This is a genomic window from Pseudomonas sp. PLB05 (assembly GCF_021106615.1).
Classification (GTDB): domain Bacteria; phylum Pseudomonadota; class Gammaproteobacteria; order Pseudomonadales; family Pseudomonadaceae; genus Chryseomonas; species Chryseomonas benzopyrenica.
Genome location: NZ_JAJOHO010000001.1, coordinates 404,432 through 421,773, shown reverse-complemented (window position 1 = coordinate 421,773; position 17,342 = coordinate 404,432). Strand labels below are relative to the sequence as shown.

At 63.3% G+C, this 17,342-nt stretch carries 13 protein-coding genes; all 13 read right to left on the bottom strand.

Annotated features, from left to right (window positions below; all coding sequences use genetic code 11):
* Positions 1–5 precede the first annotated feature (5 nt).
* Positions 6–824, bottom strand: coding sequence for an HAD family hydrolase (locus tag LRS53_RS01950; RefSeq protein WP_231354762.1), 819 nt, complete (start codon positions 822–824; stop codon positions 6–8).
* On the bottom strand, positions 806–2,362 hold the full coding sequence (gene zwf / locus LRS53_RS01945) for a glucose-6-phosphate dehydrogenase (protein WP_231354761.1): 1,557 nt from the start codon (positions 2,360–2,362) through the stop codon (positions 806–808). The genes LRS53_RS01950 and zwf overlap by 19 nt, the downstream gene beginning before the upstream one ends.
* Positions 2,363–2,445: 83 nt before the next feature.
* Entirely contained in the window at positions 2,446–3,423 is a 978-nt protein-coding gene (gene gnd / locus LRS53_RS01940; protein WP_017642029.1) for a phosphogluconate dehydrogenase (NAD(+)-dependent, decarboxylating), read from the bottom strand.
* Between the two features lie 18 nt (positions 3,424–3,441).
* Positions 3,442–6,261 (bottom strand): bifunctional transaldolase/phosoglucose isomerase, encoded by a 2,820-nt coding sequence (locus LRS53_RS01935; RefSeq protein WP_231354760.1) that lies wholly within the window; start codon positions 6,259–6,261, stop codon positions 3,442–3,444.
* The gene (gene tkt, locus LRS53_RS01930) at positions 6,258–8,342 is read right to left on the bottom strand and encodes a transketolase (RefSeq protein WP_231354759.1); all 2,085 of its coding nucleotides are present in this window, start codon (positions 8,340–8,342) and stop codon (positions 6,258–6,260) included. The genes LRS53_RS01935 and tkt overlap by 4 nt, the downstream gene beginning before the upstream one ends.
* A 240-nt stretch (positions 8,343–8,582) precedes the next feature.
* Positions 8,583–9,965 carry a sigma-54-dependent transcriptional regulator gene (locus tag LRS53_RS01925; RefSeq protein WP_231354758.1) on the bottom strand — a complete coding sequence of 461 codons (1,383 nt, stop codon included), beginning with the start codon at positions 9,963–9,965 and terminating at the stop codon, positions 8,583–8,585.
* Positions 9,962–11,161, bottom strand: a complete 1,200-nt coding sequence (locus LRS53_RS01920) for a sensor histidine kinase (RefSeq protein ID WP_269216615.1) — start codon at positions 11,159–11,161, stop codon at positions 9,962–9,964. Before LRS53_RS01920 ends, LRS53_RS01925 begins: the two co-directional genes overlap by 4 nt.
* A 193-nt stretch (positions 11,162–11,354) precedes the next feature.
* Positions 11,355–12,833, bottom strand: a complete 1,479-nt coding sequence (locus tag LRS53_RS01915) for a sigma-54 dependent transcriptional regulator (RefSeq protein WP_231354757.1) — start codon at positions 12,831–12,833, stop codon at positions 11,355–11,357.
* 164 nt (positions 12,834–12,997) lie between these two features.
* Positions 12,998–13,309: a flagellar protein FliT gene (locus LRS53_RS01910; RefSeq protein WP_231354756.1), complete on the bottom strand. Its 312-nt coding sequence runs from the start codon at positions 13,307–13,309 to the stop codon at positions 12,998–13,000.
* 14 nt (positions 13,310–13,323) lie between these two features.
* Complete coding sequence (gene fliS, locus LRS53_RS01905) at positions 13,324–13,704, bottom strand: flagellar export chaperone FliS (RefSeq protein ID WP_027601660.1); 381 nt, start codon at positions 13,702–13,704, stop codon at positions 13,324–13,326.
* Between the two features lie 83 nt (positions 13,705–13,787).
* Complete coding sequence (gene fliD, locus LRS53_RS01900; protein WP_231354755.1) at positions 13,788–15,233, bottom strand: flagellar filament capping protein FliD; 1,446 nt, start codon at positions 15,231–15,233, stop codon at positions 13,788–13,790.
* Positions 15,234–15,295: 62 nt separating this feature from the next.
* A complete protein-coding gene (locus LRS53_RS01895; RefSeq protein ID WP_007160428.1) occupies positions 15,296–15,664 on the bottom strand; it encodes a flagellar protein FlaG in 369 nt (122 codons plus the stop codon).
* A gap of 71 nt (positions 15,665–15,735) precedes the next feature.
* On the bottom strand, positions 15,736–17,187 hold the full coding sequence (locus tag LRS53_RS01890; RefSeq protein WP_231354754.1) for a flagellin: 1,452 nt from the start codon (positions 17,185–17,187) through the stop codon (positions 15,736–15,738).
* Positions 17,188–17,342: the final 155 nt, after the last annotated feature.

Here is a 17,342-nt window from a genome sequence, read left to right as displayed (position 1 = left end):
AGCCATCAGCTCCCCAGGATCCACCGATCGATGGCCTGGGCCAGACCGTCTTCCTGATTGCTGGCGGTGACCCGGTCGGCCGCTTCCCGCACTCCTGCGCCGGCCTGGCCCATGGCGATGGCCAGGCCGGCCTGGCGGAACATGGGCACATCGTTGCTGCCATCGCCGATGGCCGCCGTGCGCGCCACAGGTACGCTCGCGGCCTGGGCCAGTTCGATCAGGGCATCGCCCTTGTTGGCCTTGGGGTGGGTGATGTCGAGGTAATAGAGCTGGGAGCGCAATACCGTGGCGCCCTCCCCCAGCCGTTCGCCCAGCTCTCTCTCCAGGGCTTCGAGGCCCGCATGGTCGCTACCAGCAGCGACGATCTTGTCGACTCTATCCAGGTAGGGTTCGAAGGACTCCACCACGGTCGGCCCGTACCCCAGCGCCCGGGTCTCGCGCGGGACGTAGGGCCCCTGTGCATCACGGGTCAGCCAGAGGTCGTCGGCGAACAGCCAGACTTCGAAGGCCTCGCGCTCCAGGCGCTCCAGCACCTCGCGGGTGACCTGCTCCGCCAACCGATGGGCGCGGATCAGGGTGCCATCCGCTTCCACCAGATTGCCGCCATTGAACCCGGCCACCGCCTGGTCGATGCCCAGCTGCCGCACCAGCGGCAGCAGCGCCCGCGGGGGGCGGCTGCTGACCAGGGTGATGGCTTTACCAGACGCCTGCAGGCGCTTGACGGCAGCGATCACCGCCTCGCTCAGGCTCTTGTCGTCACGCACCAGGGTGCCATCGATATCCGACACCAGCAGGTCGATGGGGATCAGGTCAGGGGATGCCATGAGCGGCCGTCCTTTTGCAGAAGTTCGTCGGCACCGGCGGGACCGGCGCTGCCCGCGGCATAGCTTTCCACCTCACCGCCCTGCTGCCAGGCGTCGAGGAACGGCTGCACGGCGCGCCAACCGTTCTCGATGTTGTCGGCGCGCTGGAACAGCGTCTGGTCACCGATCAGGGAATCGTAGATCAGAGTTTCGTAGCCGGTGGACGGCTGCATCTCGAAGAAGTCGGTATAGGCAAAGCCCATGCGGATGTTTTCCAGCTCCACCAGGGGCCCCGGGCGCTTGGCATGGAAATCGAACCACATGCCTTCGTCCGGCTGGATCTGGATGATCAGATAGTTGGGCTTCATCCGGTCAATTTTGGTATCGCGGAATTGCGCATAGGGCGCGTGCTTGAAGCAGATGGCGATTTCGGTGTCGCGCGCGGTCAGGCGTTTGCCGGTACGTAGGTAGAAGGGCACCCCGGCCCAACGCCAGTTATCGACGAACAGCTTGAGCGCCACATAGGTCTCGGTCTGGCTTTGCGGATCGACCCGCTCTTCTTCGCGATAGCCTTTCACCGGCTTGTCATTCATGGTCCCGGCGGCGTACTGACCGCGCACCGAATTGACCAGGGCCTCTTCGGTGGTCTGGGGCCGGATGGCACCCACCACCTTGGCCTTCTCATCGCGCACCGAGGTGGCGTTGAAGGACGCCGGCGGCTCCATGGCGACCATGGCCAGCAGCTGGAACAGATGATTGGGCACCATGTCCCTCAGGGTGCCGGTCTTCTCGTAGAAATCGCCACGCGACTCCACGCCCACGGTTTCCGCCGCGGTGATCTGCACATGGTCGATGTAGTGGTTGTTCCAGAACGATTCGAACAGGGCGTTGGAGAAACGGCTGACCAGGATGTTCTGCACCGTCTCCTTGCCCAGGTAGTGGTCGATCCGATAGATCTGCTTTTCTTCCATGTTCGCCAGCAGGCGCTGGTTGAGCGCCTGGGCGCTGGCCAAGTCGGCGCCAAAGGGCTTTTCCACCACCAGTCGGCGGTAGGCGTCTTCGCGTTCTTCCAGCAGCCCGGCCTTGCCCAGGCGCTCGGCCACATCGCCAAAGAAGCGCGCGGCGGTGGCCAGGTAGAAGACGGCGTTGTCGGTGTCGGCCTGGGCAATGCGCTCGCCTACCGCCTGGTAGGTGGCGTCTTCGAGGAAATCGCCCTGCAGATAGCGGATGCGCCCACGCAGCTGGCCCCAGAGATCGGCATCCAGCGCCTCGTCCCGGGACTTGCCCTTGGCTTCGGCCTGGTCACGGATGAAGGCCTCCAGCCGGTCGGCAAAACCTTCGTCGGTGTTGGGATTGTGGTCGACACCGATGATCTGGGTGCGGTCGTCGAGCAGACCGTCACGCAGGAGGTTGTACAGTGAGGGAATCAGCAGTCGCTTGACCAGGTCGCCATTGGCGCCGAACAGAAAGAGCGTGGCTGACGGCGCGGTGGGCGCCTTGGTGCAGGAGCGCCGCGCCTGGGCGGCGGTGCTGGGGGTCACAGCAGGAGAATCGGTCATGACAGGGCCTTATCCACGAGGGCGGCTGGTGCCGTTCCCCGGGACGCGGCCCGTGGCCGCTCCACAGGGGAACGGCCAGGGTTTTACTGCGGGATTTCGACGTGACCGCCAAAGCCGAATCTCATGGCCGACAAGAGCTTGTCGGCGTAGGTGGCCTGCTGGCGGGAACGGAAGCGCGCATAGAGGGCAGCGGACAGGACGTTGACCGGTACCGCTTCCTCGATGGCCGCTTCGATGGTCCAGCGACCTTCGCCGCTGTCGGCCACCGAGCCGGAGAACTTCTCCAGTTCGACGTCGCCGGCCAGGGCCTGGGCGGTCAGGTCCAGCAGCCAGGAGGACACCACGCTGCCACGACGCCAGACCTCGGCGATGTCGGCCAGGTCCAGGTCGAAGCGCTCGTCTTCCGGCAGCTTGCTGCTGTTCTTCATCTTGAGGATGTCGAAGCCCTCGGCATAGGCCTGCATCAGGCCGTATTCGATGCCGTTGTGCACCATCTTGACGAAGTGACCGGAACCGGCCGGACCGGTAAAGATGAAGCCGCGCTCGGCCCGCTCGTCCGGGGCGTTGCGGCCACGGGTACGCTCGATGCTGCCATAGCCGGGGGCCAGGGCTTCGAAGATGGGCTCCAGGCGCTCGACGGCTTCGGACTTGCCGCCGATCATCATGCAATAGCCACGCTCCAGGCCCCAGACGCCACCGGAGGTGCCGACGTCGACATAGTCGATGCCCTTCTCGGCCAGGGTCTTGGCGCGACGGATATCGTCCTTGTAGTAGGTGTTGCCACCATCGATGATGACGTCACCGGGAGCCAGGCGGTCGGCCAGCTCGGCGATGGTCTGCTCGGTCGGCTCGCCGGCCGGCAGCATGACCCAGATGGCCCGCGGCTGTGCCAGGGCGGCGATGACGCCATCCAGGCTATCGGCGGTGATGGCGCCTTCCTGGCCGAGGCCGGCCACGGTTTCGGCACTGCGGTCATAGACCGCGACTTCATGCCCATGCTTCATCAAACGCCGTGCGATGTTGCCGCCCATGCGGCCCAGTCCGATGATTCCCAATTGCATGCTGATGACTCCTTGAGGTCAGGCGACCGCCGCCTCGACCAGTTCGACGATTTGTTGCAGGCCGGCGTCGATGTCGCCGCCCTTGATATGCACGCGCAGGTAGCGCCGTCCCCGTTCGGCCAGCACCTCGAGGTCGCCCTTGGCCTGGGCGGCCTCGACGACACCAAAGCTCAGACTCCGCCCTGGAATCTCCAGGTCGTTCTGGGCATCGGCGGTAATCTGGATGAACACACCCGAGTTGGGACCGCCCTTGTAGGCCTGTCCCGTGGAGTGCAGAAAGCGGGGGCCGAAGCCGCCGACGGTCGCTACGCGCTTGCTGTCGCGAATGCTATCACGCATGGCGCTCAAGGCCTCCTCGTGCACGGCATTGCGCTCCAGATAGGCCAGTACCGCCAGGTAGTCGCCGGGCTGCAGACGCGCCAGGTGCGCCTTGATCGCTGCGCGGGCGGTGTCCTGCCCCTGCAGGTCGGCATCGCCAAACAGGGTCAGGGTGCCCTCCTCCAGCAGGGGTTCGTCACCGGCCAGGCGACCGTCGCGCTCATAGCCATCAGTGAGCGCACGGGTCTTGATCTTGCTGGCTTCCACGTCGGGCTGATCGAAGGGATTAATGCCGATGACGGCACCGGCCACTTCGGTCGCCACCTCCCAGCGGAAGAATTCCTGACCGATCAGCTCGGCACGGGCGAGACGGATGTCCACCACCGGATGCCCCGCGGCGGCCAGGGCCTGCAGGCGACTGTCGCGCTCGGCGTCTTCCTCGCCGGCCAGCACCAGGCTGACGAACACCCGATCCGCACCATAGACGTCCGGACTGCCCAGCGGCTCCAGATCCACCGGGATGATGCCCTTGCCCTGTTTGCCGGTGCTTTCGGCCAGCAACTGCTCCAGCCAGGCACCCAGACTGGCGACACCCGGCGAGGCGATCAGAGTGACCTTGTCACGACCGGCGCGTACCGCTTCGCCCAACACCACGCCGAGACGGATACCGGGGTTGATGGCAGGCGGCGCACTGGGACCGCAGGCCAGCACCATGGGCTGGGTCACCTGGAAGAAATCGGCCACCGAGTGCCCCAGCAGCGCCAGAGGCACCATGCCGAACACCGACAACACTGAATAGCGCCCACCGATGTGGGGATCGCCCTGGAAAATGGCCCGGTAGCCTTCGGCCGTGGCGCTGGCTTCGAGTTTGGAGCCGGGATCGGTAATGGCGACGAAGCGCCGTTGCACCTCGCCCGCACCAAGCGTGCGCTCGACAGCCTGGTGAAAATAGGCACGCAGGATTTCCGGCTCCAGGGTCGAGCCGGATTTGCTCGATACCAGGAACAGCGTCTTGCGCAGGTCCAACTGCTCTTCCAGCGCGGTGATCTGCGCCGGGTCGGTGGAATCCAGCACCCTGAGGGTCAGTCCGCCAGGGGCGGTACCCAGGGTATTGGCCAGCACTTCCGGGCCCAGGCTCGAACCGCCCATGCCCAGTAGCACCACGGTATCCAGGCCTTCCTTGCGCACGGCGTCGGCCAAGGCCTCCAGGGCCACGGGATCGGCTTGACGCCCCTGGGCGGCGGCTAGCCAGCCGACCCACTGGTCTTCGTCGCGACCGGTCCAGAGCGAGGCATCGCCCTGCCACAGCCGGCGCGACCAGCCTTCACGTCGTGCCTCGTCGAGGCGGGCCTCGACGGCTTCATTCAAATCGTGCGGCAGCCGATAGTCCGCCGCATTCAAGCGCTCGCCGAGAAAATCGAGGCGCTTCTGCCCAACCGCACCCAGCAGGGCATCGGCGGCGTCCTCGAATTGCCGGGCGCCGTCCTTGACCAGCCGCTTGGCCACGCCATCGAGATCCAGCCCGAAACGGGCAGTCGCGTCCACCACCCGCTGCGCGGCTTCGATGTCAGTGCTCAACATGGGAGCTGCCGTACCATGGTCGCGGAAGGCGTCCATGGTCTTGGGCGGCATGGTGTTGACGGTGTCCGGACCGATCAGCTGATCGACATAGAGGGTATCAGGATAGGCCGGATCCTTGGAGCCGGTGGAGGCCCACAGCAGTCGCTGCGGGTGGGCGCCCCTGGCTTCCAGCACCTTCCAGCGTGGCGACTGGATCAGCCGCAGGTAGTCCTGATAGGCCAGCTTGGCATTGGCGATGGCGACCTTGCCACGCAGCTCGGCCAGCTCGGCATCCTCGCCCTTGCGCTGGTCGATCAGCTTGTCCAACACGCCATCGACGCGGCTGATGAAGAAGCTGGCGACGCTGGCGAGCCGACTGATGTCCTTGCCCTGGTGCAGTCTAGCCTCTAGACCCGCGATATAGGCCTCCGCCACGGCCATGTAGGCATTGCGATCGAACAGCAGGGTCACGTTGACGTTGATCCCTTCCTCGATCAACTTGCGGATGGCCACCGCCCCTTCGGGCGTCCCAGGCACCTTGACCATGAGATTGGGCCGATCCACCGCCTGCCAAAGGCGCCGGCCCTCCTCCAGAGTGGCGCGGGTATCCAGCGCCAGATAGGGCGAGACTTCCAGACTCACATAGCCGTCACGCCCTTCGAGGCGGTCATAAACCGGCCGCAGGATGTCCGCCGCCTGCTGGATGTCCTCGATGGCCAGCTGCTCGTAGACGTCCACCGGCTCGGCATCGGCCTTTTCCAGAAAGGCCTCGAGGCTGGCGTCGTAGTCACTGCCGTGGCCCATGGCTTTCTCGAAGATCGAGGGGTTGGAGGTGACCCCGGTGAGGCCGTCACGCTCGATCAGCTTCTGCAGCTCACCCTTGGCCAGAAATTCACGGCTGACGAAGTCGAGCCAGACCGCCTGGCCCTGCTCCGTCAGCTGTTTGAGTGGATTGCTCATGTGGCGCTCCCTTTGCGTTGCGCCTGTTCCTTGGCCAGCTTGACCACGTTTTCCACGGTGTAGCCATATTTAGCCTGCAGCTTGCCGATGGGCGCGGAGGCACCGAAGGTGCTCATGGTGACAGAGGCGCCTTTGCGCCCAACATAGCGCTCCCAACCCAGGGGACCGGCCTGCTCGATGGCGACGCGGCCCAGGACCTCGTCCGGCAGCACCGATTGCTTGTAGGCCTCGTCCTGCTCCTCGAACAGCTCCCAGCAGGGCATGGAAACGACTCGTGCCTTCACCCCTTCGCTCTGAAGCTGCTCATAGGCCTGCATCGCCAGACCCAGTTCGCTGCCGGTGGCCATGAGGATCACCTGGGGCGTGCCGCCCTCGGCATCGGCTACCACGTAGGCCCCCTGGGCCACGCCTTCGGCGCTGGCGTATTTGCTGCGATCCAAAGTCGGCAGGGGCTGGCGCGACAGCACCATGCAGGAGGGTCTATTGGTCTGCTGCAGGGCGATCTTCCACGCCTGCACCGCTTCGTTGGCATCGCCCGGACGCAAGGTCAGCAGACCGGGCGTGGCACGCAGCTGCGCCAGGTGCTCGATGGGCTGGTGGGTCGGGCCATCTTCGCCGACGCCGATGGAGTCGTGGGTGAAGACGAACACCACCGGCAGCTCCATGATGGAGGCCAGGCGGATCGGCGGCTTCATGTAGTCGCTGAACACCAGGAAGGTGGCGGTGAAGCTGCGCAGGTAGCAGAGCGCCATGCCATTGGCGATGGAGCCCATGGCGTGCTCGCGGATGCCGAAGTGCATATTGCGCCCGGACGGCTCACGAGCGGAGAAGCTGCCCGCGCCGTCGAACTTGAGATTGGTCTTGGTGGACGGCGCCAGATCCGCTGCCCCGCCGACCAGCCAGGGAATGTTCTGGGCAAAGGCATTGAGCGCCTTGCCACCGGACTCGCGGGAGGCCACGCCCTTGGCGTCGGTGTCGAAGCTGGGCAGCTTGGCGTCCCAGCCGTCAGGCATCTCGCCGGCGCGCATGCGCTGGAGTTCATCGGCACGAGTCGGATCGTCCTGACGCAGGCGATCGAAGGCACGGTTCCAGTCTTCGTAAAGGCCGCTGGCACGCTCCAGCAGGGCGTCGCGCAGGTGGTGACGGGCTTCGTCGGGCACCAGGAAGTCGGCGTCCTCCGGCCAGCCATAGGCCTTCTTGGCCAGCTTGATCTCGTCCGCGCCCAGGGGCTCGCCGTGGGCCGCCGCGGTGTTCTGCTTGTTGGGCGCGCCGTAGCCGATGAGGCTGTCGACCACGATCAGGGTCGGCTTGCCGGTATTGCCCTTGAAGCGATGCAGGGCGGCGGCCAGGGCTTCAGCGTCGTTGGCATCCTTGACGTGCAGGGTGTGCCAGCCATAGCCGCGGAAGCGTTCGGCCACGTCTTCGCTGAAGGCCAGTTCGGTGTGGCCTTCGATACTGATGGTGTTGTTGTCGTAGATCCAGCAGAGGTTATCCAGGCCCAGGTGGCCGGCCATGGAGGCCGCCTCGCCGGTGACTCCTTCCATCATGTCGCCGTCGCCGCAGAGGACGTAGACGTCATAGTCGAACAGGGTCACGCCCGGCTGGTTGAACCGCGCGGCCAGCCACTTCTGCGCCAGCGCCATGCCGACGCTGTTGCCACAGCCCTGACCCAGGGGCCCGGTGGTGGTCTCGATCCCGGTAGTCATGCGGTACTCGGGATGGCCTGGCGTCTTGGAATCCAGCTGGCGGAATTGCTTGATGTCGTCGAGGCTGACCGCCTCCTTGCCGGTGGCGGTGCCGTGCTCGTCGATTTCCTTGACCCCGGCGAGGTGCAGCAGCGAATAGAGCAGCATGGAGGCATGGCCGACCGACAGCACGAAGCGGTCTCGGTTGGGCCAGTCCGGATGCTCGGGGTGATAGCGGAGGAAGCGGCTCCACAGCGTGTGGCCGACCGGGGCCAGGGCCATCGGCGTACCGGGGTGGCCGGAGTTGGCCTTCTGTACCGCGTCCATGGACAGGGTACGGATGGTATTGATGGTCAGTTGGTCGGCGTTGGAGCTGGAAGGTGCGGTGGAACCCATGGCAAGCGTCCTCGTGCTGGCAGACACGCCACCCGCGGCGAAAACGGTCTTTACGGTCCCTGAAACCGTTTTCAACAAAGGCAGCGCCTAAGAGAAAAAGCAAAGCGGCCGGACGAGGTCCGGGACGGCGGGGGCAGGCATCCTCTGCGACCCCACGCCGCAGTCGCGATCCTTTCTCTAGAACAGCACGCCGGAGGGTTGGTTCCATGGCGGTAGATAGCCGGCTATCGACTTGCGCGCTCAGTGTCCGGCGGCAAGCGACTGCTCGACGTCCAGGCCGGCGTCGCGCATCTGCGCCAGCTTGTACCTCAAGGTGCGGGCACTGATGCCCAGGCGTTCAGCGGTCTCCTTGCGCCGACCGCGCTCGGCCCTGAGGGTATCGAGAATCACCTGGAATTCCCGGTCGCGCAGATCGGCATCCAGCGGGCGCATAGCCTCGTCAGGGTGTGCCTCGGGTACGGGCGCCGCCCGAGGCGCCAGGGATACACCCGTGGCCAACCAGTGCAGCCCGAAATCCTCGGCCTGGATCTGTTGGCCCGGTTGCAGGATCAGCGCCCGCTGCACGGCGTTGTCCAGTTCGCGCACATTGCCCGGCCAGGGGTGCTCGGCCAGGGCCTGGCGCGCACCAGCGCTCAGGATCGGTACCGGCCGATTCATCCGCGCGGCCTGGACCGCCAGCAGCCGTTCGGCCAGGGGTACGATGTCGGCCGGCCGCTCGCGCAGCGGTAGCCAGGCCAGCGGAAAGACCGACAGCCGATAGAAGAGGTCTTCGCGAAAGCGTCCGGCGGCCACCTCCTCCGCCAGCTTGCGGTTGCTGGTGGCCACCACGCGGATGTCCAGGGCCATCGGCTTGCGCGCCCCGACCCGCTCCACCTCGCGCTCCTGCAGGACGCGCAGCAACTTGGCTTGCAGGCCCAGAGGCATTTCGGAAATCTCGTCCAGCAACAGGGTGCCGCCCTGGGCCAGTTCGAACTTGCCGGGCTGGGTGGCGATCGCCCCGGTGAAGGCGCCCTTCTCGTGACCGAAGAGAATGGCTTCCAGCAGGTGATCGGGAATGGCCGCGCAATTGACCGCCACGAAGGGGCCTTCCGCCCGTGCCGATTGATCGTGGATGAAGCGCGCCAACACTTCCTTGCCGGTACCGGATTCGCCGGTGATCAGCACCGTGGCCTCGCTTTGGGCCACCCGGCTGGCCAACTCCAGCAGTTGTCGACTCTGGGGATCGGCCGCCACCGGCTGGCGAGCACCGGGCACGCGCCGTCCCTGGGGGCAGCAGCGCGCCAGGGTATCCAGCAGCAGGCGCGGCTCGAAGGGCTTGACCAGGTAATCCGCCGCGCCGCCACGCATGGCCTCGACGGCGCGTTCGATGCTGCCGAAGGCGGTCATCAGCAGTACCGGCAGCGCCGGATCGCGCAGCCGGATACTGGCCAGCAACTGATGCCCATCGATGCCCGGCATGTTGACGTCGCTGATCACCAGGCCGAAGGGTTCCTCGGCCAGCGCCAGCAGGGCCGCCTCGCCGCTGTCCACGGCGCGATAAGGGTAGCCGCCGAGCTCCAGGGTATCGGCCAGGGCTTCGCGCAGGGCGCGGTCGTCTTCCACCAGCAGGATGGGCAGGGTCATGCCGAGATTTCCTCGCCCGCCAGCAGCGGCAGGATGAAGGTCACCAGCGTGCCACGACCCAGCCGCGAGCGCACGGTCAGACGGCCACCATGGGCCTTGGCCATTGCGAGGGCGACGGGCAGGCCGAGACCGGTGCCGGTGGTCTTGGTGCTGAGAAAGGGTTCGCCCAGCCGTTGCTGGACCGCCAGCGGGATGCCAGGGCCGCTGTCGCTGATCGCCAGGCGCAATTCTCCGCCACGGCGATGGAGATGTATCTTGAGACGCGCCGGGCGACCGCCGCCGGCCATGGCCTGCAGGGCGTTATGGATGAGGTTCAAGGCAGCACCTACCAGCATGTCGCGATTGCAGGCGAGCAGCCCACCCTGGGTGTCGAGTTGCCAACGCACGGGACAGTCGCCCAGGTGAGGGATGGCGGCCTCGCGCAGGGCATTGAACAGCGCGCTGGGCGTCAGTCGATCCGCCAGGGGCAATTCGCCGCGGGCGAACACCAGCATGTCGCGGACCTGGTTCTCCAGTTCGTGCAGTCGCTCCTTAAGCCGACCGGCGAAGCGCTGCTGCTGCGCCAGCGCCAGACCGCCCTCCTCCAGGTGGCTGGCATAGAGCAGCGCCGCAGTCAGCGGGGTACGGATCTGGTGGGCCAGCGAAGCCATGGTCCGCCCCAGTGCCGAGAGCCGTTCATGCCGCGCCAGTTCGCCTTGCAGATGGCGGGTTTCGGTGAGGTCGTTGAGCAGCACCAGTTGACCCGGCTCACCGTCCAGGGAGCGAATGGCGATGGACAGGCGGCGCCCATCACGCAGGGAGACTTCATGGCCGTCGTCATGACGCGGAGCGAAGGCCCGTGCGATGACCGAGCGCCACAACTCGCCTGCCAGCGGCTCGCCGAGCAGGGCCTCCGCTACGGGGTTGGCATCACGCACGCGCCCGGCACCGTCCAGCACCACGATGCCGGCAGGCAGGACGTCGAGCAGATTCTGCAGCCGGCTGGCCAGGCGTTCCTTTTCCGCCAACTCCTGCAAGCGCTGGGCGGACACCCACTCCAGTTCACCCTGCAGCGAATTCATCCGGGCTTCGAGCAACTGGAAAGATTCGCTCAGCTGACGCGACATCTGCCCCAGGGCTTCACGGGCCTGCGCCGAAGCGGAGGCCTCCACGGCAGCATCGTTGGGGACAGCGGCAGAAAGGGCTTGCGCAGGCATAGGCTAGGCTCGCGACGAACAATTGACATTGTCCAGGCTGGAGCAAGACCCATGCCGCTTAGTAGTGACGCTTGTTGGGAGAGAAACGAGCCGTAGGTTGGGTGGAGGCGGCTCCATCGTCGAAGCCCAACCGCATGGCCGAGTTGAGCACCGTTGGGCTTCGCTGCGCTCAGCCCAACCTACAAAGAGCCCGCTAGATCTCTTCGTCGAACTCGTCGTCGCGACGGCCCATACCGTACTTGCGCATCTTCTCGACCAGGGTGGTCCGGCGGATGCGCAGCCGCTCGGCAGCACGGGCCACGACGCCACCGGCATCGTCCAACGCCTGTTGGATAAAGCTCTTTTCCAGATTGGCCAAGTAGTCCTTGAGATCCAGGCCTTCGCTGGGCAGCAACGCAGAGGACGACACCTCGACGGTGCCAATCCCGGCCATGGCCTCGCGCTCCTGCAACTCCTCGCGCAGGGACTCCACCATGGGATCGGCTTCGTCCTCCACGTAGCGGAACTTGAGTGGCAATTCGGCCACGCCGATGACGCCATAGGGATGCATGATCGCCATGCGCTCCACCAGGTTGGCCAGTTCGCGGACGTTGCCCGGCCACTCATGGCGACACAGCGACATGATGGCCGCCGAGTTGAAGCGGATGGAGCCACGCTTCTCATGCTCCATCCGGGCGATCAATTCGTTGATCAGCAACGGAATGTCTTCACCCCGCTCGCGCAGGGGCGCCATGTCGATGGGGAAGACATTGAGGCGATAGTAGAGGTCTTCGCGGAAGGTGCCCGCAGCGATCATCTGCTCCAGATTCTTGTGGGTCGCGGCGATGATGCGCACGTCCACGCTCTGGGTCTTGTTGCTGCCTACCCGCTCGTAGGTCCGTTCCTGCAACACACGCAAGAGCTTCACCTGCATGGGCAGCGGCATGTCGCCGATCTCATCGAGAAACAGGGTGCCGGTGTTGGCCAGTTCGAAACGACCAGCGCGGCTGGTGATGGCGCCGGTGAAGGCGCCCTTCTCATGGCCGAACAGCTCGCTTTCCAGCAACTCCGCGGGAATCGCGCCGCAGTTGACCGGCACGAAGGGCGCCTCGCGACGCTTGGAGTGGAAGTGCAGGTTGCGCGCCACCACCTCCTTGCCGGTGCCGGATTCGCCGAGGATAAGCACCGTGGCCTCGGTATCGGCCACCTGCTGCATCATCTTGCGTACACCCTGGATGGCGCGGCTGGTGCCCACCAGACTACGAAACAACTCGGGTTCGCGCTGACGACCGCGATCCCGAGCCTGGTCGTACATCTCGCGATAGACCTGGGCACGGTGCAGGGAATCCAGCAGCTTGTTGTAGGCCAGCGGATATTCAAGGGAGACCAGCACACGACGGCGAACGTCGTCCGGCCACTCCGGTTGCACCGATTCACCGAGCAGCAGCAATGGGACCATCTCGTCCCAGGCGACGATCTGCTTGAGCAGCTCGACACTGTTGCCGCGACTGTCGACGCGCCCAACCAGCACGCAGCTGACTTGCCGACTGCTGTCGAGCGCTTCGAGGGAGGACTGCCAATCGGAACTGGTGCAGGCGAGATGCGCCTCGCCGAGAAAATCGAGAATGACCGATACCGCCTTGCGCCGCTCGGCTTCATCGTCGATCAGAAGGATCTTGGTTTCACGCCACATGTCCCTGCCCCAATTCGGCTTGTCGGTTCGCTACGCGCAGGTGTCGCCTGCATCCAAGTGCCAACTGGTCGGCATCTTGCGCAAGTTAAGACAAATTGTGATGCGGGGTCAATTTTATGGCGGCGAAATATCCAAACTTTGAATTACCGTCCAACAGATGACAGTCAACCGAACAGTTGATAGACCTTGGCGGCCTGATTCGACTTATTGAGTTTGGTCAACTCTTGAGCGGTAGCATCCCGCTCTACCTTGCAGGTTTCCAGCATGGACGCATAGAGCACCAGCAGGCGCTCGAGGCTGGCCCGCAGGGCCACAGCCTCGTCGCCGGTGGCATACAGCGCTTCATCGACGAACAGCCGGCAATCCAGATCCAGCTCGGCGATCCGCGTCCAGTCTCCGGCCTTGAGCGCAGCGGCCATCTGCTCATGAACGAGCTCGACGCGTTCCACCGGGGTCTTTTGCATGGCGACGTTCATCGGTCGACTCCAGATCAGGGGGCAATGGCATCCCAGCCGGACTTGATCTCGCGGATCAGGCCGGATACTTCTTCAAGGATAACAGGATCGTTGTTGCGGTTGGCTTCGCTGAGCCGGCGGATCATGTAGTCGTACAGACGATCCAGGTTGGTGGCGATCTCGCCACCCTGCTCGAAATCCAGGACGTCCTTGAGACCGGCGATGATAGAGACGGTCTTACCGATCAGCTCACCCTTCTCCGGTAGCCAACCGCGCTCCAAGGCACCTTGCGCCTTGGCCAGACGATCCAGGGCGCCCTGCATGAGCATCTGAATCAGCTGATGAGGGCTGGCTTCGAACACCTGCGCCTGCAGACCGACCTGCTGGTATTGGCGCATAGCTGTCATTGCGTTCATGTCACAACCTCTGTGTGTTTCCGATAACTCTTTATCGGTCGTCACAGGCAGAACTTGACGCTTTATTAGGTAAATTCCCTACGTCAGGAGTTCTTGGTGGCGAATGGCATAGACGCCAGGGAAGAAGCCAACTGGGACGCCGTACTGGACAGCTGCGAGTAGGTCGCGTCCATGGCGTTGTACTGCTTGTAGAGGCGCTCCTGAAGCGAGGTCATCCGAAGGTTCAGAGCCGTTTGCTGCTCAGTTACCTTCTTACGCACATCGCTCAGGGCCGATGTGCGTTGCTCAAGGATGCCGCCAGCCTGGGTATAGACGTCGAGCTTGCCCTTCATCCGCGCGGCCAGACCATTATCACCCGTGAAAAAGCCCGCCAGATCAGAGAAGCTGCCAGTAACCATTTTGGTCAGTTTGGTGTCGTCGATTGCCAACGTACCATCCTTCTGGGTGGTGATCCCCAGATCGGCCAGCGCTTTGATGGACCCCGTGCCCTGCATATTGACCAATTCATTACGAATGGTGCTGGTCAGGGTCCGAGTAGTTGCATCACCTACCAGCGCGCCAGTGATAGGAGCGCTGTTTTCACCAACGGTCGTTACCGACGTTTGGGTTTTAATGACACCCATAAGTTTGTTGTAGGCATCAACGAACTTCTTGACGTTGCCTTTCACCCCGGCTTCGTCCTGGCTTACCCCCACGGTCATGGGCGTATCTTTGTCAGTCTTGGCTTTGAGGGTGAAGCTGACACCTTCGATGGCATCACTGACGGTATTGGTCTTACTGGAGACCTGCAGGCCATCCACGGTCATGAGGGCACTTTGCGCCCTGGTCAGCATCCGCGCGGCGGCCGGATCACTTGGCGTCGGCGGGTCGACCACGTTGCTGTCGGCAGGCTTGGCAGGCGGTGTGAACTCCAGCTTGGAAAGACTCTGGGTGCCGCTGCCATCGTCTCCTGAGACCGACACCGCAATGTCGTTGCCGTCACCCGATTGAGTGCTGCTCAGTACTAAGCGTGCACCCTGGGTATCGCTGACGATGGTTGCGCTAAGGCCTTGAGATTTACCCGCCGTATTAATGGCGTCGCGAATACCCGCCAGCGTGTTATTGGTTGAGTCGATCTTGATGCCAGGGATCGAGGTGCTGCCAACCTTGATGTCCAGGGTACCCTGGCCGAACTTGTCTTTAGCGCTCACGGCACCCAGGGCAACCTTGCTACCTGCGGCCAATTGCTTGACCTCGACCTGGTAACTACCCAGGCCGGCACTTTGGCTGGCCGTTGCCGTCAACACATCCGATTTGGACGTACTGACCGAACGGGCCAGAAAGCTGGAGGGGCTATTGAGCGTGGTCAGGGCGCTCTGGAAATCGCTGATCGCGCTCTTGAGCGAACCGACGGCCGTGAGCTGAGCTACCGCCTGGCTTTCGGTCTTCGTGATCTGATTCTGCTTGGGAGCCTTTTCAGCTGCCACCATCGTTTTGACAATATTGTCAATATCGAGCCCAGAGCCGCCGATACCAGAGATACCTGCCATGTCATCAATCTCCCCGCCAACGTTTCGTCGTTTTGGATTCTTGGTTACAAGATCCGTGCCGCTCAGGCCTTGGCTTCGAACATCAGACTTCGAAAGTCATCGAGCTGCTTGGACAGCTTCAATACTTCCTCAGTCGGAATCTGTCTCACAAGCTTGCCCGACTCACCATCGATTACCTTGACAACTACCTCACCGGTAGAATCGTCGACGCTGAAATCCAGATTGCGATGATCATTCTGTAGCTTCGATTTCAGCCCAGAGACAGCACTTTCCACATCGTCTTGCTTGACAGCTGCAGACGATTTTTGGGTTTTGTCCTGCTCAGTGGCCGCTGATTTTTCCGAAGACGAAACGGCAGCTATCCCGCTTCCTCCCGAATTAACGCCCGAGGTAGGCACTGCGGCAAAACCCGATGCTTTGACGATGTCCATGTTTTGTCCTCACAACGGAAGAAAGGGAGAAGAGGCGTCCCCCTTCTCCCTGCCTTGCTGATCGCTTCGCCTTACTGAAGCAGGCTCAGTACCGACTGCGGCAGCTGCTTGGCCTGGGCCAGAATCGCGGTACCGGCCTGTTGCAGCACCTGATTCTTCGACAGGTTCGCCGTTTCGGCCGCGTAGTCGGTATCCTTGATTCGGCTACGAGCTGAGCTAGCGTTCTCCGAGATGTTGGTCAGGTTGCTGATGGTGTTATCGAAGCGGTTCTGCACGGCACCGAGGTCGGCGCGCTGGCTATCAATGTTCGCCAGGGCCTGATCGATGACGCCGAGAGCTTTCTGGGCACCGTCGGCAGTGGAGATGTCGACATCAGAAACCTTACTCAGGTCAGCCGTTTTCTTGCCAAACACTTCGGTCGTGGCGCCGGTCATCGCGAAGGTCGTCGGGGAGTCCAGCTTCACGTATCCGGTCGCAGTACCACCATTGGCGCGGATATCGGTCGCCGCACTGAATTTTCCATCGGTGCCCTGCGAGGCAAGCTTGACGGTACCAGTCGCGCTATTGGTGTCACCACCGAACTTGATGTTCTCACCCGAGGCAGAAGTGATGGTCAGCTTCTTGCTGTCCTTATCATAGTTCGCCGTGACTCCGAGCTTGCTGGCGTTGGAGTTGATCTGAGCTGCCATTTCCTCGGTGCTGGTAACACCCACCAGGTCGACGGAGTTCGAACCAACCGTCATCTTCATGTTGATCGAGCCGCTGGTAACGCCGACCTCAGCTTGCACTACGGTACGAGCGGACGCTGCGAGACCTGGAATCTTGCCGTCGAACTTTTCGGCCAGAGTTTTCGCGCTGTCGGTGGTGGCAACAGTCACGCTTTCGGACTTGCCACCCCCTACTACGTTGATGGTGCCGCTGGAGAAAACAGCGCCACTACCAGCGGTCACGCTACCAGCCTTGGTAGTGCCGTTAGCACCCTCGGTGGTGGCACCGCCGCCGATCTGATAGGAGCCCAGAGCGGTCGCCGAGGTATCTTTCAAAGTGATGTCGATAGTTTCGTAGGCGTTGGAACCGATCTGGAAGCTGGTGGTGCCAAAGGAGCCGTCGAGGAGCTTACGACCACCGAAGGTAGTGGTGTCAGCGATACGGCTCAGCTCGGATTGCTGGGCGGATACTTCTTTCTGTAGGGCAGCACGGTCAGCATCGCTGTTGGAACCGTTGGCGGACTGTACGGCCAGGTCACGAATACGCTGCAGGATGTTGGTCGACTGCTGCATGGCGCCTTCAGCCGTCTGCGACAGGGAGATGCCGTCGTTGGCGTTGCGGGTCGCCTGGTTCAGACCATTGATCTGATTGGTCAGACGGTTGGAAATCTGCAGGCCGGCGGCGTCATCCTTGGCGCTGTTGATGCGGCTACCGGTGGACAACCGCTGCATGGAGGTCGAAAGGGAGTTCGACGAAGCCTGCAGGTTACGTTGGGTGTTCAGCGAAGAGATGTTGGTATTGACGGTAAGGGCCATGGTGGCGTCCTCCAGTAGAACGGTGTGTGCCTGAGCATGCGAACGGGGCCTGCTTGCTCAGGCGCCCCTGCATTTCGCATTCATCTTGTTTATCGGCGTGGACTCAGGAAGCTTTAATTTTTCTTTCGCTTCCTCTTGCTTTTTTTGCGAGGAAG

What these genes read in the sequence shown, in the direction of transcription:
- LRS53_RS01915 (WP_231354757.1), bottom strand. Translation starts at nt 12,833, where the DNA reads ATGTGGCGTGAAACCAAGATCCTTCTGATCGACGATGAAGCCGAGCGG.
- LRS53_RS01890 (WP_231354754.1), bottom strand. Translation starts at nt 17,187, where the DNA reads ATGGCCCTTACCGTCAATACCAACATCTCTTCGCTGAACACCCAACGT.
- LRS53_RS01910 (WP_231354756.1), bottom strand. Translation starts at nt 13,309, where the DNA reads ATGAACGTCGCCATGCAAAAGACCCCGGTGGAACGCGTCGAGCTCGTT.
- LRS53_RS01950 (WP_231354762.1), bottom strand. Translation starts at nt 824, where the DNA reads ATGGCATCCCCTGACCTGATCCCCATCGACCTGCTGGTGTCGGATATC.
- tkt (WP_231354759.1), bottom strand. Translation starts at nt 8,342, where the DNA reads ATGGGTTCCACCGCACCTTCCAGCTCCAACGCCGACCAACTGACCATC.
- LRS53_RS01925 (WP_231354758.1), bottom strand. Translation starts at nt 9,965, where the DNA reads ATGACCCTGCCCATCCTGCTGGTGGAAGACGACCGCGCCCTGCGCGAA.
- LRS53_RS01895 (WP_007160428.1), bottom strand. Translation starts at nt 15,664, where the DNA reads ATGGACATCGTCAAAGCATCGGGTTTTGCCGCAGTGCCTACCTCGGGC.
- fliD (WP_231354755.1), bottom strand. Translation starts at nt 15,233, where the DNA reads ATGGCAGGTATCTCTGGTATCGGCGGCTCTGGGCTCGATATTGACAAT.
- LRS53_RS01935 (WP_231354760.1), bottom strand. Translation starts at nt 6,261, where the DNA reads ATGAGCAATCCACTCAAACAGCTGACGGAGCAGGGCCAGGCGGTCTGG.
- LRS53_RS01920 (WP_269216615.1), bottom strand. Translation starts at nt 11,161, where the DNA reads ATGCCTGCGCAAGCCCTTTCTGCCGCTGTCCCCAACGATGCTGCCGTG.
- gnd (WP_017642029.1), bottom strand. Translation starts at nt 3,423, where the DNA reads ATGCAATTGGGAATCATCGGACTGGGCCGCATGGGCGGCAACATCGCA.
- fliS (WP_027601660.1), bottom strand. Translation starts at nt 13,704, where the DNA reads ATGAACGCAATGACAGCTATGCGCCAATACCAGCAGGTCGGTCTGCAG.
- zwf (WP_231354761.1), bottom strand. Translation starts at nt 2,362, where the DNA reads ATGACCGATTCTCCTGCTGTGACCCCCAGCACCGCCGCCCAGGCGCGG.